Here is a 14713-nt window from a genome sequence, read left to right as displayed (position 1 = left end):
TAGTCAAATTTGAGGAATGCGTTGTCGCTGTCGCACAAACCCGATGATCCGACCCGCGAACCCGCCGGGAAACCCTCCCGCCACTCCGCCGTCTTCCTCCCCGCCGATCCGCCCCGCGCCGGACGGATCGCCTTCTGGTCCCCGGACGGCGAGCCGCTGCCGGACTCCCCCGGCGCTCCCTCGGCCGCCGAACTCACGGTCGTGGACGGCGACTCCCTCCGGCCCGTGACCGTCCCCGCCCGGACCCTCTCCGTACGGGACGCCCTGCCGCTGCTCGTCCGCGCCCGGTTCTCGGACGCCGCGTCCCCCTCGGCCGCCTTCTGGGGCGCCGCCGCGCTGCTCGCCCTCGACCTCGTGGCACGCGGTCTGCTCCTGCCCGGCCTCACGCCCGGGGACCACGACGCGTGGCGGGCCGGACCGCTCGGCCCCGAGGACCTGGGGAGGCTCCGTACGCTCGCCGCTTCGATGCCGCCCACCGCCCACGCCGTCCCCCTCCCTGCCTCCTCTCCCGACGCTCCGCCCCTGCTGCCCGAACCGGAGGCGCTGCTCCGGGCCTTCGCCGACGCCGTCGCGGACACCCTGCCGCGCACCCCGGCGGCTCCGGCGGCGGCCGGCGGCCCCGCCTTCGCGGCCGAGGCGCCGGGGACGTTTCCCGAGCAGCGGGCGTGGGCGGCCGACGTGGCCGCCGTGCACGACGCGGGCGTCCGCCTCTCGCTCCGCCTCGAACTGCCCGGTTTCACCGCCGCGTCGCAAGAGGCCCCCGGGTTCCGGGCGGTGCTCCAGCTGCACGGCGTCGCCGATCCGGCGCTGGTCGCGGACGCGGCCGAGGTGTGGTCGGGCTCCGGGCCGGTCGGGGCGGCGTTCGGCCCCCGCGCCCGCATGGACGCCCTGCTCGCCCTCCGGCGCGCCGCCCGCGCCTGGCCCCCGCTCTCCCCGCTCCTGTCGGCTGCCGTGCCCGACACGGTCGAACTGGCCGACGAGGAGGTCGCGGAACTCCTGGGCCCGGCGGCCGACGCCCTCGCGGCCCTGGGCGTCCGGGTCCACTGGCCGCGCGAACTCTCCGACCGGCTGACGGCCCGGGTGGAGATCGGCACGCACACGTCCGGCGCAGGCACCGACACAGATACCGGCGCTACCCATACAGACGTCCACGCCGATGCCGACGCGAACGCGGGCACCGACGCCGACACCCGTACCGGCGCGGCCGCCTCCTCCCTGCCCTCGCTCCTCGCCGCCGACTCCCTCCTCGCCTTCAACTGGCGCTTCGCCGTGGGCGACCACGAGCTGACCCGCGCCGAGCTGGACCGGCTCGCCGAGACCGGGCGGCCCCTCGTGCGGCTGCGCGACAAGTGGGTCCTCGTCGATCCGGCCGAGGTGCGCCGCGCCAGGACGCACCAGGACCGCAAGGTCACTCCGGTGGACGCGCTCTCGGCCGTCCTCACCGGGACGGCCGAGGTCGACGGGCGGGCCGTCGAGGTGGCCGCGACCGGCCCGCTGGAGCGGCTGCGGGAACGGCTCGCGAATCCCGAGGGCGACCGGCCCGAGGTGGCCCAGCCCGCCGCGCTCGCCGCGACCCTGCGCGACTACCAGCTGCGCGGGCTCGACTGGCTGCACCGGATGACCTCGCTCGGTCTCGGCGGCTGCCTCGCCGACGACATGGGCCTCGGCAAGACGATCACCCTCATCGCCCTGCACCTGCACCGGCAGACCGATCCGGCGTCGGCGGGTCCCACCCTCGTCGTCTGTCCGACCTCGCTCATGGGCAACTGGCAGCGGGAGGTCGAGAAGTTCGCGCCCGGAACGCCGGTGCGCCGCTTCCACGGCGCCGCCCGCGATCTGAAGGGGCTCCCCGACGGCGGCTTCGTCCTCACCACGTACGGCACCATGCGGCTCGACGCCGAGCGGCTCGCCGAGCGGGACTGGGGGCTCGTGGTCGCGGACGAGGCCCAGCACGTCAAGAACCCGTACTCGGCGACGGCCCGCCGGCTGCGGACCATCGGGGCACGCGCACGCGTGGCGCTGTCCGGCACGCCGGTGGAGAACAACCTCTCCGAGCTGTGGGCGATCCTCGACTGGACCACGCCGGGGCTGCTCGGCGGCCTGGGCGCCTTCCGCGCCCGGTTCGCCACCGCAGTCGAGGGCGGCCGCGACCCGGCCGCCGCCGCGCGCCTGGCCGCGCTCGTCCGGCCGTTCCTGCTGCGCCGCCGCAAGTCGGACCCCGGCATCGCGCCCGAGCTCCCGCCGAAGACGGAGACCGACCGGACCGTGTCGCTGACGCCCGAACAGGCCGGTCTGTACGAGGCGGTGGTGCGGGAGACGCTGGCGGCGATCTCCGAGGCCGACGGCATGGCGCGCAGGGGTCTCGTCGTGAAGCTCCTGACGGGGCTCAAGCAGATCTGCAACCACCCGGCCCAGTACCTCAAGGAGGAGCGGCCGGAGATCGAGGGGCGGTCGGGCAAGCTGGAGCTGCTCGACGAACTCCTCGACACGATCCTCGCCGAGGGCGCGTGCACCCTGGTCTTCACCCAGTACGTGGGGATGGCCCGGCTCCTGGAGGCGCACCTCGCGGCGCGGGGCGTGCGGACGCAGTTCCTGCACGGCGGCACGCCGGTCGCGGAGCGGGAGGCGATGGTCGCCCGCTTCCAGAACGGGGAGGTGCCGGTCTTCCTGCTCTCCCTGAAGGCGGCGGGGACGGGGCTCAACCTCACCCGCGCCGAGCACGTCGTGCACTACGACCGCTGGTGGAACCCGGCGGTGGAGGCGCAGGCCACCGACCGCGCGTACCGGATCGGGCAGGACCGGCCGGTGCAGGTGCACCGGCTGATCGCCGAGGGGACGATCGAGGACCGGATCGCCGCGATGCTCGACCGCAAGCGGGAGCTCGCGGACAGCGTCCTCGGCACCGGCGGGGACCTGCCGCCGGAGCTGACCGAACTGACCGACGCCGAACTGGCGGAGCTGGTGCGACTGCGGGGGGACGGACGATGAGCGGGTACGGACACGGGGACGGCGAGCGGACGTTCGCGGCGCTGCCGCCGGCGCGGGGCGGGGTGTTCACCCGGACCTGGTGGGGCCAGGTGTGGCTCAAGGCCCTGGAGGACACCGCGCTCGACGGGCAGCAGCTCAAGGCGGGGCGGCGCCACGCGCGCGCGGGGGCGGTGGGCGCCGTGTCGGTGCGGCCCGGCCGGATCACCGCGGTGGTCAAGGACCGGGACGGCACGGCGCACCGGAGCGACGTGCTGGTGCGGGAGTTCTCCGAGGAGGAGTGGGAGCGGCTGCTCGACCTGGCGGTGGACAGCGCGGGCCACATCGCGGCGCTCCTCGACCGCGAGATGCCGCCGCACCTGGTGGAGGACGCGGCGGCGGCCGGGCTCGACCTGCTGCCGGGGATCGGCGACCTCGATCCGGAGTGCGGCTGCGAGGCCTGGGACCACTGCCCGCACACGGCGGCGCTCTGCTACCAGGTGGCGCGCCTCCTGGACGAGGACCCCTTCGTGCTGCTCCTGATGCGCGGGCGCGGCGAGCGCACCCTCCTCGACCAGCTCCAGGAGCGCAGCGCCTCGCGTGCCGCCGCTCCTCCGGCGCGCGACGGGGACGACGGCTCTTCCGGGGACGTCGGCGGGATGCCCGGCGTGCCGGCCGAGGAGGCGTACGCGTCGGCGTTCCTGCTGCCGCCGCTGCCCGGCCCTCCGGTCGCTCCGGCCGCGCCGGGGCGGGCTCCGTCCCTGGACGCGGACACCGAGCCGGAGCCGGGGGTGGATCCGGCGGCCCTCGAATTCCTGGCGGCGGACGCGGTGGGCCGCGCGCACCGGCTGCTGGTCGAGGCACTGGGGTCGGACGGGGAGGCGCCGGGGTTCGCGGAGGCAGGGCTGACGGGAGCTCAGGACGCGGTGCGGCTCGCCGCGGGCTCTCCCGCTCCGTGGATCGCGGCGCGGCTCACCGCCGGTTCGGGCCGGTCGCGGGCGGAGATGGACCTCGCCACGCGCGCGTGGCGGTTCGGGGGCGCCGCCGCCCTCGCCGTACTGGAGGAGGAGTGGGCGCCGGACGCCGAGGCACTGGCGCGCGCCGGAACGCGGCTCGCGGAGGCCTGGGAGGACGACGAGCGGCCGGTCCTGCGGCGGGCGGGCGGCGCGCGGTGGACGGCCGTGGGCGCGGAGGCGCAGCTGCGGCTCGGCGAGGACGGCCGCTGGTGGCCGTACCTCAAGTCGGGGGGCCGCTGGGTTCCGGCGGGCCCGCCGGACCGGGACCCGGCGACGGCCCTGGCGACGGCCTCGACGGCGGGCGCGGTCTGAGGCGGGCACCGTTCCGGGCAGGCGCGGCCCGAGGCGGGCGCCCTCTTGGGCCGGGTGTCCGTCCGTGCCCGCGAACGGTGCTCGCACCGGTGGGCGGACGGCACCCGCGTCGGCGCGCGCCGCCTGAGCCGGTGACCGACCCGTGGGCGGGCGGCATCCGCGTCGGCGCGCTACCTGAGCCGGTGGCTGATCGTGCCGCCGGCGGAGGGGGCGACCAGGCTGCAGGCGACGGTGTCCGAGCCGAGGAGGTGGCTCGTCCGGTACGGGTACTGGACGAAGGTCGTCCAGCGCGTGCCGAGCGGCTGTCGGGCGGCCTTGCGGCGCAGCGGCTCGCGGCAGAGTTCCGTGGCCGCCTCGCGCACCGCCCGGTCCGTGGCGTAGCGGCCGGTCAGCCGGGGGCGGGAGACGAGTTCGGCGGAGTGCGGCGTGTCGCAGGGGCGCCGGACGACGGTGCCCGGCGCGGCGCGGTCGATGTCGAAGCAGTCGCCCACGCGCAGTGCCTCGAAGGAGACGGGCCGCCCGGAGCGCCGTTCGCCCTTCGGGGTGCCGGAGGGGGTCGGGGCGGTGCTCGCGGAGGGGGTGCTCCCGGTCCGGGACGGCACGGGTGACGCGCCCGTGCGCGGGGTCCGGCCTCCGGGCTCCGTACGGGTCGGCGTGCCGCCCCGTGTGGTCGCGGTCGCCGGCGCGCCGTCGTGTGTCGTGTCGGGTTGTTCCGGCGTGTCGGTGCTCCCGGCGCCGGACGCGCCGGGCGACGGGCTGCCGGTCGCGGGAGGGGCGGTGTCCGGGCCGGTCTCCTCGGTGACGACGGGGGACGGCGCGCTCATCGGGTTCCCGTCGTCCTCCCCGCCCCGGACGGACAGGAAGGCGGTCGCCACCACGGCGGCCGTGAGCAGCGGCACGAGCGGCGTGCCGAACCAGCGGGCGCGGCGGACCGCCGGCCGGTGGTCGCGGCCCCGGCGTTCCCCGTCGGCCGGGCGTCGTCCGTACAGCATCGTGACGACCGCCGAACGCGCGCCCTGCCGCCTTCCCGTCATGGCCGTCCTACAGTCCCAGCTGGCGCTCGGCGCCCTCGACCGTCTGGGCGAGGAGCACGGCGATGGTCATGGGGCCGACGCCGCCGGGGACCGGGGTGATGAGGGAGGCGCGCTCGGCGGCCGACGCGAAGTCGACGTCGCCGATGTTGCCCGGGTTGTAGCCGGCGTCGACGACGACGGCGCCGGGCTTGATGTCCTCGCCCTTGATGAAGTTCGGCCTGCCGACGGCGGCGACGAGGACGTCGGCCTCGCGGACGACCGAGGAGAGTTCCCGGGTGCGGGAGTGGCAGTAGGTGACGGTGGCGTCGCGGCCGAGGAGGAGCAGGCCGGCCGGCTTGCCGAGGATGGCGCTGCGGCCCACCACGACGGCCCGCTTGCCGCTCAGTTCGACGTCGTACGCGTCGAGGAGGCGCATGATGCCGCCGGGGGTGCAGGAGACGAAGCCGGGGAGGCCGAAGCCCATGGCGGCGAAGGAGGCCGTGGTCACGCCGTCGACGTCCTTCTCCGGGGCGATGGCCTCGAAGGCGGCGCGCTCGTCGATGTGGGGGCCGACCGGGTGCTGGAGGAGGATGCCGTGGACCTCGGGGTCCAGGGAGAGGGCGGTGATCGCGGCGACGAGTTCCTCGGTCGTCGTGGTGGCGGGCAGCTCGACGTGCCTGGAGCGGATGCCGGCCTTCGCGCAGCGGTTCTGCTTCATCTTCACGTACGTCACGGAGGCGGGATCCTCGCCGACCAGGACGGTCGCGAGACAGGGGGTGACGCCGGTGCGGCGGGTGACCTCGGCGGCGCGGGCGGCGGTCTCCTCGACCGTGCGGCGGGCGAGGGCCGTACCGTCCATGAGGGTGGCGGTGCTGGTGGACATGGCAACTCCTGGGCGTCGTCTCTGACCGGTGGTTCGCCCAGGCGCACGGCATTCGGCACGGCCGCGCCGGTGGGCGCTCCGCCGGGCCGCTCCACGGTGGTGATCCACCTCAAGCGCCAGTCACGGCCCGGGCCCCACTCTACGTGAGGGGCCGGGGGCGAGTCTCGGACAGGTCCGGGTCGGGCTCCGGGGGCGGTGGCCGCTCGCGCGGGACGAATCGTCCCTGACCGCCCCAGGTCCCACCGCGACCGGCCGCCGGTCGGGTTCCGGCCGTTCGGATCCGGATTCGATCCCCTTGTTATTCCTGGCAGTTAGTGATCAATTCAAGTACTCTTCGATCGCGCCGGGGGGCGTCGGTGGCACCCGGGCCCAACGCCCAGGGGGTGCACGTGTTCCACGCCGCAGTGCTCGACCTTCCGTTCCCGCCGCACAGCCATCCGGACCGGGAGCCCGCCGCCCGGCTCCACCGGGAGTGGCTGCGGCGTCACGAAGGGCTCGCCGGGGCCGTCGACCGGGCGGTGTACGAACGGTGGGAGGTGCCCCGGCTCGCGGCGTTCACCAGTCCCGACTGCGCCACCGGCGACCTCGCCCTCGCCGCGGACCTGCTCGGCTTCTACTTCCTCTTCGACGACGGGTTCGACACCGGCCTCGGCCGGGCCCCCGCTCGGGTGGCGGAGGTCTGCACCCGGCTGACGGCCCTCCTGCACGGGGACGGCCCCGAGCCCGGCGCCCGCACCCCCGCCGAGCGGGCCTTCGCCGACCTCTGGGAGCGCAGTGCGCGCGGCATGTCCGCCCGGTGGCGGGCCAGGAGCGCCTACAACTGGGAGTGGTACTTCGCCTGCCATCCGGCGGAGGCCGCCGGCCGGCTCTCGGGGCGGCTCCCGGACCGGGAGGGCTATCTGGCGCTCCGCCGGGGCACGGCCGCCATGGAGACGCTCTTCGACATGGTCGAGCGGCTCAACCGGTTCGAGGTGCCGCAGGAGGTGCTGCACCATCCGACCTTCCGCCTGATGCGCCAACTGGCGGCCGATATACCGTCGTTCACCAATGACGTGCACTCGTACGCGCAGGAGCTCGCCCGGGGTGACGTCGCCAACATGGTCATGATCGTCCGCGAGGAGATCGGCGGCACTCCCGAGGAGGCGGCCGCCCAGGTGATGCGCGAGGCCCAGGCGATGGTCGACCGCTTCGTGGAGCTGTCCGCCCGGGTCCCCGGGATCTGCGACCTCCTCGGTCTCTCCCCGGCCGGGAACGAGGCCGCCCGCCGGTACGTCGACGGCCTCTCCTCCTGGATCGCCGGCTATCACCGCTGGGAGGTCGACACCGGCCGCTACGGCAACTGAGAACGCCCCGCACGCGTACGCGTGCGGGGCGCCCGGATCACGGCCGGCGGATCAGACGTCGCGCCACTTCGCCTGGCCGAAGGAGAAGACCCCGAAGAGGACGAGTCCGACGGCCACGGCGACCAGCAGCCACGGTCCGGCGGGGGTCTGCGCGAACGAGCGGATCGCGTCGTCCATGCCCTTGGCCTCGTTCGGGTCGAACTCGATCGCGGCCTTCAGGCCGAAGAAACCGATGGCCGCGAAGACGAGCCCGCGTCCGACGCCTCCGACGATGCCGGTCACGTCCATGAAGCGCCGCTCCTTCTCGGACATCGTGGCCCACTTCAGGCGCTTGCGGTACTTCCGCATCACGGCCCGGCCGCCCATCCACAGTCCCGCGCCCAGGAAGCCCACCGCCGCCGCGCCGACCAGCCACTGTCCCGCCGGCAGGTCGAGGAGACGCCCGGTGATGTCGTGGCTCTGCCGGTCGGTCGAGCCGGCGCCGCTGTCCCGGTTGCCCGTCGCGAAGGACAGGACGAAGAAGGCCGAGACGGCGTAGAAGACGAACCGGGCGGCGGCCACGGCCCGCTTGGCCGGCTTGTCGCCCTTCGGACCGGCGCTGCCGAACAACGCCTCCGAGAGCCGCCACAGCGCCATCCCGACGAGTCCGATGCCGAGGGCCCAGAGCATCACCGCTCCGAACGGCGTCTCGGCGACCTGCGCGAGGGCTCCTCCCTTGTCGGCCTGTTCGCCCGTGCCCGTCAGCCCGATGCGTACGGCCAGGACTCCTATGAGCAGATACAGAACTCCACGGGCGACGAAGCCCGCCCGGGCACCCGCCCTCACCACGTCCCCACGGGCCGCTCTTCTCGCGACGGCCGTGGTCGACCCCCCTGCGCTCATGCCCCTTCACCCCTTCCCGGATCGGAATGACCGGGTGCCCCGTCTTCTCCGTTCGAACCCTCGCGAGAGGTTCGAACAGCGGCCGGCACGGCGCGGACCACCGTTTGCGCCGCTCCGGCGCCCGGCGGACACTGGGCGGGATCAGGGGGCGATCCGGAGAGGGCCTGGACGACATGGGCGCATACGCTGACCTTCCCGGGGTCAGGACCTGGTACGAGACCGAGGGCGAGGGCGACCCGCTGGTCCTGCTGCACGGCGGCTTCTGCACCAACGAGACGTGGGGCGCCCAGCGGCCCGACCTCGCCGGCGCGTACCGGCTCCTCCTGCCCGAGCGGCGCGCGCACGGACACACCCCCGACGTGGCCGGGCCGCTGTCGTACCGGGACATGGCGGACGACACGGTGGCGTTCCTGGAGCGGGTGGTCGGCGGTCCGGCGCATCTGGTCGGATGGAGCGACGGCGCCGTCGTCGCGCTGCTCGTCGCCGCCGCCCGGCCCGACCTGGTCCACAAGGTCGTCGCGATCGGGGCGAACTTCCGCCCCGGCCCCGAGTGCTTCGTCGAACCGGCGATGCTCGACGCGATGACGCCCGACAGTCCGGACATGGAGTTCTTCCGCGAGATGTACGCGGCCGTCACGCCGGACGGCGCGGACCACTGGCCGGTGGTGGCGGCGAAGGTGGTCGACATGTGGCGGACCCAGCCGACGCTCACCCCCGAGGACCTGGGGCGCGTGCGGGCGCCCACCCTGGTCGTGGTCGGCGACGACGACCTGATGACGCTCGAACACACCGCCGCCCTCTACCGCGCGATCCCGGGGGCACGGCTGGCCGTGGTGCCCGGGGCGTCCCACCTGGTGCCGCTGGAACAGCCGGACCGGGTCAACCGGATGATCCTCGACCACCTGGCGCGGGACGGGCCCGCCGAGACGATGATGCCGGTCCTGCGCGCGGCGCCGGCGGCCCCGGACGGCGCCCCCGGCTGATCGCGGGCGGAGCCGTACGGGGCGGGCTACGCTCGTGGCCATGGCTGGCGACGGTGAGTACGAACGCGACCGGAACTACATCACGACACGGATCACGGCCGACGGCCGGGACGGCTTTCCCGTGGAGCCGGGGCGCTACCGGCTGATCATCGCCCGCGCGTGCCCGTGGGCGAACCGCGCCTCGATCGTCCGGCGCCTCATGGGTCTGGAGGACGTCCTGTCAATGGGCATCGCCGGGCCCGTGCACGACGAGCGCAGTTGGTCCTTCCACCTGGACCCGGACGGCAGGGACCCGGTCCTCGGCATCGAGCGGCTCCAGGAGGCGTTCTTCCGGCGGGACCCCGACTACGCGCGCGGGATCACCGTGCCCGCGATCGTCGACGTCCCCACCGGCGCGGTGGTGACCAATGACTTCGCGCGGATCACGCTCGATCTGGGCAGCCAGTGGACGGCCCATCAGAGGGAGGGCGCGCCGGAGCTCTATCCGGAGAAGTGGCGCGACGAGATCGACGACGTGGCGGAGAAGGTGTACCGGGACGTCAACAACGGTGTCTACAAGTGCGGTTTCGCGAGCGGCCAGGAGGCCTACGACAAGGCGTACCGGAGGTTGTGGGACCGGCTGGAGTGGCTGGAGGAGCGGCTTGGGAACCGGCGCTATCTGGTCGGGGACACCCTCACGGAGGCCGACGTCCGCCTCTTCACGACGCTCGTGCGGTTCGACGCCGTCTACCACGGCCACTTCAAGTGCAACCGGCGGAAGCTGACCGAACTCCCGGCGCTGTGGGGCTATGCGCGGGACCTGTTCCAGACGCCCGGTTTCGGCGACACCATCGACTTCGAGCAGATCAAGACGCACTACTACGTCGTCCACCGCGACATCAATCCGACCGGGATCGTCCCGCTGGGCCCGGACACCCGGAACTGGCTCTCGGCGCACGGCCGGGAGGAGCTGGGCGGGCGTCCGTTCGGCGACGGCACGCCGCCCCGGCCGCCGCCCGCGGCCGAGCGGGTGCCGCCGCTCGGCGCGGGCTGAGCCCCTCCCGGCCGGGCGCGGCCCCGTCTCGTACGCGCGTCGGCCACCACCCTGCGACAGGGTGGGGGCCGACGGACGTGACCGCTCAGGTCACCGGTTCGGGACCGGGGCCCGGCTCGGGCAGCGGGCCGGGCTGCGGGAAGGGGTCCGGAGGCGGTGTCGGGGCCGGCGGGTCCGGTTCCGGCTGGGGCGGGGCGGGCGGAACGGGGTCCGGGCCGCCGGGCCCGGGAACCGGCCCCGGGAGCGGTCCCGGTCCGGGAGCGGGGCCCGGCCCGGGCGGGGGCGTGGGACTCGGAGGGACGGGATCGTTCGGGGGCGTGCTCATGAACCCTCCTGACGGTTCTCCATGGTCTCGCTGTCGACCCGCGCCTACCCGCGTCCGGAGCGATCACTCGCCCCCGGGGTCCGGTCGTGTCCTCCCGCCGTGTCCGGCCGTGCTCCCCCGCCGCGCCCGCGCGGGTGCCACTCGGTGAGCAGGATGGTGGCGTCGTCGCGCAGCTTGTGGCTCTGGTGCTGCCGCAGGCCCTGGACCAGGCGGCGGAGGGCCTCGGGGGCGGGGGCGCCGGCCGCCGTGGCGCGGATGACGGTGTCGGCCAGCCGCTCTTCGCCGTAGAAGTCCCCTCCGGGCGAGCGCGCCTCGGTGACGCCGTCGCTGTAGAGGAGGATCCGGTCGCCCGGCTGGAGGCGCTCGGTGTGCTCGGTGGGCGGCGCGTCCCTGAGGAACCCCCAGCCGAGCGGCAGGTCGGGCTCCCGTTCGAGGACCTGCGGGAGCACCCTGCCGTGGCGGATCAGCAGGGGTGGCGGATGCCCGCAGTTGATCCAGGTCAGCCGTCCGTCGGAGGTGTCCAGATGGGCGACGACGGCGGTCATGAGGCGGTCGGTGAACCAGGTGTCCAGGATCTCGTCGATCGAGGTGACGATGTCGGTCAGCGAACCCCCGGAACGGCGGGCGGCCCGGCAGGCGGCGAGTCCGGCCGCGCTGGCCCCGCCGGAGGCGAGGTCGTGGCCCATGGAGTCGATGACGGTCAGGTGCAGGCCGCGGTCGTCCAGGGTGTGGTCGAAGGTGTCGCCACCGATGTCGTACGCGGGTTCGAGGACCGCCGAGGAGGTGACCTCCGCCGTGCCGATGGTCCGCGGCGGCAGGAAGGCCCACAGCAGTTCGGCCTGCACCGTCATCGCCCGCGCGCGTTCGGTCTCGACCAGCAGGTCGCTGTGGGAGGACTTCGACACCACGAGCAGGGCGGCGATCCCGGCGAGCGACTCCCCGCGCCCGAGCAGGGCGTCGTCCAGGGCGGGCGCCGTCACCATCAGGACGCCGACGCGCTCGACCCCGTCGATCATCGGCAGCCAGGCGGTGGCGCCGTCCCTCGACCGCTGCGGCTGCTGCGTACGGTAGGCCAGGCCCGCCAGCGAGCTGTCGACGTCGAGCGTCGGCGGGCCGGTGGCGTCCGGCTGGGGCAGGGCGATCAACCGGATCTGCTGGAGGTCCGTGACGTACATGGCCGTCCCCCCGAACCCCATGCAGCGGCCCGCGTCCTGGACGAGGCCCGCGAGCTCCCGCCCGGACCGCAGGTGGGAACGGGCCAGCAGACCGCCCAGGACATCCTCGTACGTCGACACACGACCTCCGCGGCTCTTCTCCGGCGTCTTGCGGCGGCGTGGAGCGGCCCGTCCTCCCCCGGGCACCCCGGGAGTGGCTCCCAGGCTACGCAGGCGCTCCGGTGATCGCACTCCTCGCGCGCGCGTGCGTGCGAAAGCGTCCTCACGGGCCCCGGCTTGCCGCGAGGACCTTCCCGCCGGGCCTGAACGGGGGGGGTGGCACGCACGCCGGGAAAAGGGAAACTCCAGGCGGATGGGATGCCGACCTGTGGGAAAGAGGACGCCATGGCTGAGGATGCGATACCCGACAGTGACCGGCGGACCAGAAGACACGAGTCGTCCGAAGAGCGTGCGGACCGGCGCTGGACCGAACTCATCCAGGAGATCAGGGTCGCCCAGACCGGCGTCCAGATCCTCCTGGGATTCCTGCTCACCGTGGTGTTCACACCACATTTCCAGGGCTTGGAGCAGACCGACAAGACGATCTACATCGTCACCGTCGTGCTCGGTTCGCTGGCGACCGGCGCCCTCATCGGGCCCGTGGCCTTCCACCGCATCGTGTCGGGGCGCCGCATCAAACCCCAGGCGGTCGTCTGGGCGTCCCGGCTCACGTTCCTCGGCCTCATCCTGCTGCTCGCGACGCTGATCTCGGCGCTCTTCCTGATCATGCGCGTGGCCACGCACGACGGCTACGTGCCGTGGCTGGTGTCCGGGGTCTTCGCCTGGTACCTGGTCTGCTGGTTCCTCCTGCCGTTGTGGGCGCGGTTCCGCTACACGAACGGGGACGAGAACGGGGACGACTCGTCGTCCGACCGGTGAGGCGGCGTCCGGACGGGGCACCGGGAAGGTTTACCCCGTCCGGACCGGAGGAGGACCGCGATCGGGTGGTTGGGCGGGCCGCCGCGTCACGGAGCGGAGGGCACGGGTCAGGAATGGGTGCATGAGCACTTCTCTGCGACATCGACTGCGCGGCCCGGCCGTCGCCTGCCTCGCCGCGTCCTGCGCCCTTCTGCTCGCCGCCTGCGGCTCCGAGCAGAAGGAGACCACCACGACCTCCGCCCGCGTCGCGCCGGCCCAGACCACCGGCACGGCCGAGCCGTCGGCGCCGACCTCCGCGCCCGCCTCCCCCTCGGGGTCCGCCTCGCCCCGGCTCACCGACGACCAGGCCGAGCGCGAGCGCCTCGTCCCGGCCACGAAGGTCACCTGGGACAAGGCCACGCAGACCGCCGTGGCCACCGTCCCCCAGGGCAAGCTGGTCGAGACCGAGCTCACCTGGGCGCCGCCGAACGCCACGGCGAGCGGCAGCCCCCAGCCCAGCGGCAGCGCGTACGCCTCCCCGTCCGTCAGCGCCGACGCGTCCGCCTCCGCGAGCCCGTCGGCGAGTCCGGGTGCGCGGACCCCGGCGTGGCACGCGAGCGTCGCCGCCTCGGACGGCACCCTCCACGACGTCTGGGTCGACGGCGTCAGCGGCAAGGTCATCAGCGACAAGCCGGACGCGGACCAGGACGCCGAGGACAAGCAGGAGCTGGCCGACCGGCTGAAGCGGACCACCGTCACGCCGGAGCAGGCGGTCCAGACGGCCACCCAGGACGACAAGGGCACCGTCACGGCCGTGGAACTGGACGACGACGCCTGGTCGGTGGACGTCGTCAACACCAGCAACTGGGACAAGACGACGTACGACGTCTCCACGACCGAGCAGCGGGTCCTCCGCAAGGAAGTCGACCGCGACTGACCGTTCCTGTCGGACCGTTCCCTTCCTCCCGCCCGTTCCGGCCCGGCCGGAACGGGCGGTTCGCCGTCGACCGCCGGTGAGGGCGGGAGACGGCAGACCGCCGGAAGGGAATCCGCCCCTGATTTCCCCCTTCCCGTCCCGTCATGCACCGCCCGGCGAATTGCCTTCGATCGTGTACAACAGCCCGCTTTTGTACACCGGAAGCGCCCCCGCGCCCCGATAGTGGATCAGCGGCCGGGCGCGTGTCCCGGCGTCATCCTCACCGAAAGCCGGGTGCATCCTCATGCCCACCACCGAGGCCACCGACCGTGTGCAGCTCGTGTTCTCGCTCTTCGACGCCGACGGGAACGGCTTCCTGGAGCCCGCCGACTTCGAACTAATGGGGAAGCGGACCGTCGCGGCACTGCCGGCGGCCGACGAGAAGGCCGGGGCGCGGCTCCTCGGTGCCTTCCGCCGGTACGGGGACACGCTCCTGTCCGAGCTGGACGCCGACGGGGACGGACGGGTCAGCCCCGAGGAGTTCACCGCCGTCGTGCTCGACCCGCAGCGGTTCGACGCCGCCGTCGACGAGTTCGCCGAGGCGCTGGCGGCGATGGGCGACGTGAACGGCGACGGCTTCGTCGCCCGCCCCGACTTCCTCGCCCTCATGACCGCCATCGGCTTCGACCGGCCCAACATCGAGGCGCTGTTCGAGGCCTTCGGCCCGGTGGACGGCGACCGCGTCCCGGCGGCCGTCTGGGCGGCCGGGATCCGGGACTACTACCGTCCGGAGAAGGCCGGCATCGCCGGTGACCATCTCGTCCCCGGCGCCGCCCGATGACCGGGGAGGCCGGGCGGGGGGCCGCGGGAACCATCCCGTTAGCAGGAGCCGCGCCGACGAGGGGAGCCGTTGCGTCGGCGCGGGTCTCCCCGTCGGCGACGGGCCCATCGGACGGCGACCGCCCCGCGAT

At 74.2% G+C, this 14713-nt stretch carries 12 protein-coding genes and 1 riboswitch; of the genes, 8 read left to right on the top strand and 4 right to left on the bottom strand.

Annotated elements, in window-relative coordinates:
• Nucleotides 1-27: 27 nt before the first annotated feature.
• On the top strand, nucleotides 28-2988 hold the full coding sequence (locus AB0398_RS29765) for a DEAD/DEAH box helicase (RefSeq protein WP_366378814.1): 2961 nt from the start codon (nucleotides 28-30) through the stop codon (nucleotides 2986-2988).
• Nucleotides 2985-4292, top strand: coding sequence for an SWF or SNF family helicase (locus tag AB0398_RS29760; protein WP_366378746.1), 1308 nt, complete (start codon nucleotides 2985-2987; stop codon nucleotides 4290-4292). The genes AB0398_RS29765 and AB0398_RS29760 overlap by 4 nt, the downstream gene beginning before the upstream one ends.
• Before the next feature lie 170 nt (nucleotides 4293-4462).
• Here the strand turns inward: AB0398_RS29760 and AB0398_RS29755 are convergent, their stop codons facing one another.
• Nucleotides 4463-5326 (bottom strand): hypothetical protein, encoded by an 864-nt coding sequence (locus AB0398_RS29755; protein WP_366378745.1) that lies wholly within the window; start codon nucleotides 5324-5326, stop codon nucleotides 4463-4465.
• 7 nt (nucleotides 5327-5333) lie between these two features.
• A complete protein-coding gene (locus tag AB0398_RS29750; protein ID WP_366378744.1) occupies nucleotides 5334-6188 on the bottom strand; it encodes a tetrahydrofolate dehydrogenase/cyclohydrolase catalytic domain-containing protein in 855 nt (284 codons plus the stop codon).
• Between the two features lie 28 nt (nucleotides 6189-6216).
• A riboswitch (ZMP/ZTP riboswitch) is annotated at nucleotides 6217-6322 on the bottom strand.
• A gap of 255 nt (nucleotides 6323-6577) precedes the next feature.
• Here AB0398_RS29750 and AB0398_RS29745 point away from each other — a divergent pair.
• Entirely contained in the window at nucleotides 6578-7531 is a 954-nt protein-coding gene (locus AB0398_RS29745; RefSeq protein ID WP_366378743.1) for a terpene cyclase, read from the top strand.
• Between the two features lie 51 nt (nucleotides 7532-7582).
• Here AB0398_RS29745 and AB0398_RS29740 read toward each other — a convergent pair whose 3' ends face one another.
• Nucleotides 7583-8413 (bottom strand): DUF1206 domain-containing protein, encoded by an 831-nt coding sequence (locus tag AB0398_RS29740; RefSeq protein ID WP_366378742.1) that lies wholly within the window; start codon nucleotides 8411-8413, stop codon nucleotides 7583-7585.
• Nucleotides 8414-8586: 173 nt separating this feature from the next.
• Here AB0398_RS29740 and AB0398_RS29735 point away from each other — a divergent pair, with 173 nt between their 5' ends.
• Nucleotides 8587-9396 (top strand): alpha/beta hydrolase, encoded by an 810-nt coding sequence (locus tag AB0398_RS29735; RefSeq protein ID WP_366378741.1) that lies wholly within the window; start codon nucleotides 8587-8589, stop codon nucleotides 9394-9396.
• A gap of 40 nt (nucleotides 9397-9436) precedes the next feature.
• A complete protein-coding gene (locus AB0398_RS29730) occupies nucleotides 9437-10429 on the top strand; it encodes a glutathione S-transferase C-terminal domain-containing protein (RefSeq protein ID WP_366378740.1) in 993 nt (330 codons plus the stop codon).
• A gap of 369 nt (nucleotides 10430-10798) precedes the next feature.
• Here the strand turns inward: AB0398_RS29730 and AB0398_RS29725 are convergent, their stop codons facing one another.
• The gene (locus tag AB0398_RS29725) at nucleotides 10799-12049 is read right to left on the bottom strand and encodes a PP2C family protein-serine/threonine phosphatase (RefSeq protein WP_366378739.1); all 1251 of its coding nucleotides are present in this window, start codon (nucleotides 12047-12049) and stop codon (nucleotides 10799-10801) included.
• A gap of 264 nt (nucleotides 12050-12313) precedes the next feature.
• Here AB0398_RS29725 and AB0398_RS29720 point away from each other — a divergent pair, with 264 nt between their 5' ends.
• The 3 genes from AB0398_RS29720 (at nucleotide 12314) to AB0398_RS29710 (ending at nucleotide 14583) form a co-directional block, all read left to right on the top strand.
• The gene (locus AB0398_RS29720) at nucleotides 12314-12847 is read left to right on the top strand and encodes a DUF6328 family protein (RefSeq protein ID WP_366378738.1); all 534 of its coding nucleotides are present in this window, start codon (nucleotides 12314-12316) and stop codon (nucleotides 12845-12847) included.
• Between the two features lie 121 nt (nucleotides 12848-12968).
• The gene (locus AB0398_RS29715) at nucleotides 12969-13763 is read left to right on the top strand and encodes a peptidase M4 (RefSeq protein WP_366378737.1); all 795 of its coding nucleotides are present in this window, start codon (nucleotides 12969-12971) and stop codon (nucleotides 13761-13763) included.
• A 283-nt stretch (nucleotides 13764-14046) separates the two neighbouring features.
• On the top strand, nucleotides 14047-14583 hold the full coding sequence (locus tag AB0398_RS29710; protein ID WP_366378736.1) for an EF-hand domain-containing protein: 537 nt from the start codon (nucleotides 14047-14049) through the stop codon (nucleotides 14581-14583).
• The last annotated feature ends 130 nt before the right edge of the window (nucleotides 14584-14713 follow it).

It is taken from the genome of Streptomyces sp. NPDC086147 (genome assembly GCF_040702165.1).
Taxonomy (GTDB): Bacteria; Actinomycetota; Actinomycetes; order Streptomycetales; family Streptomycetaceae; genus Streptomyces.
This window is presented reverse-complemented; position numbering and strand designations above follow the sequence as displayed.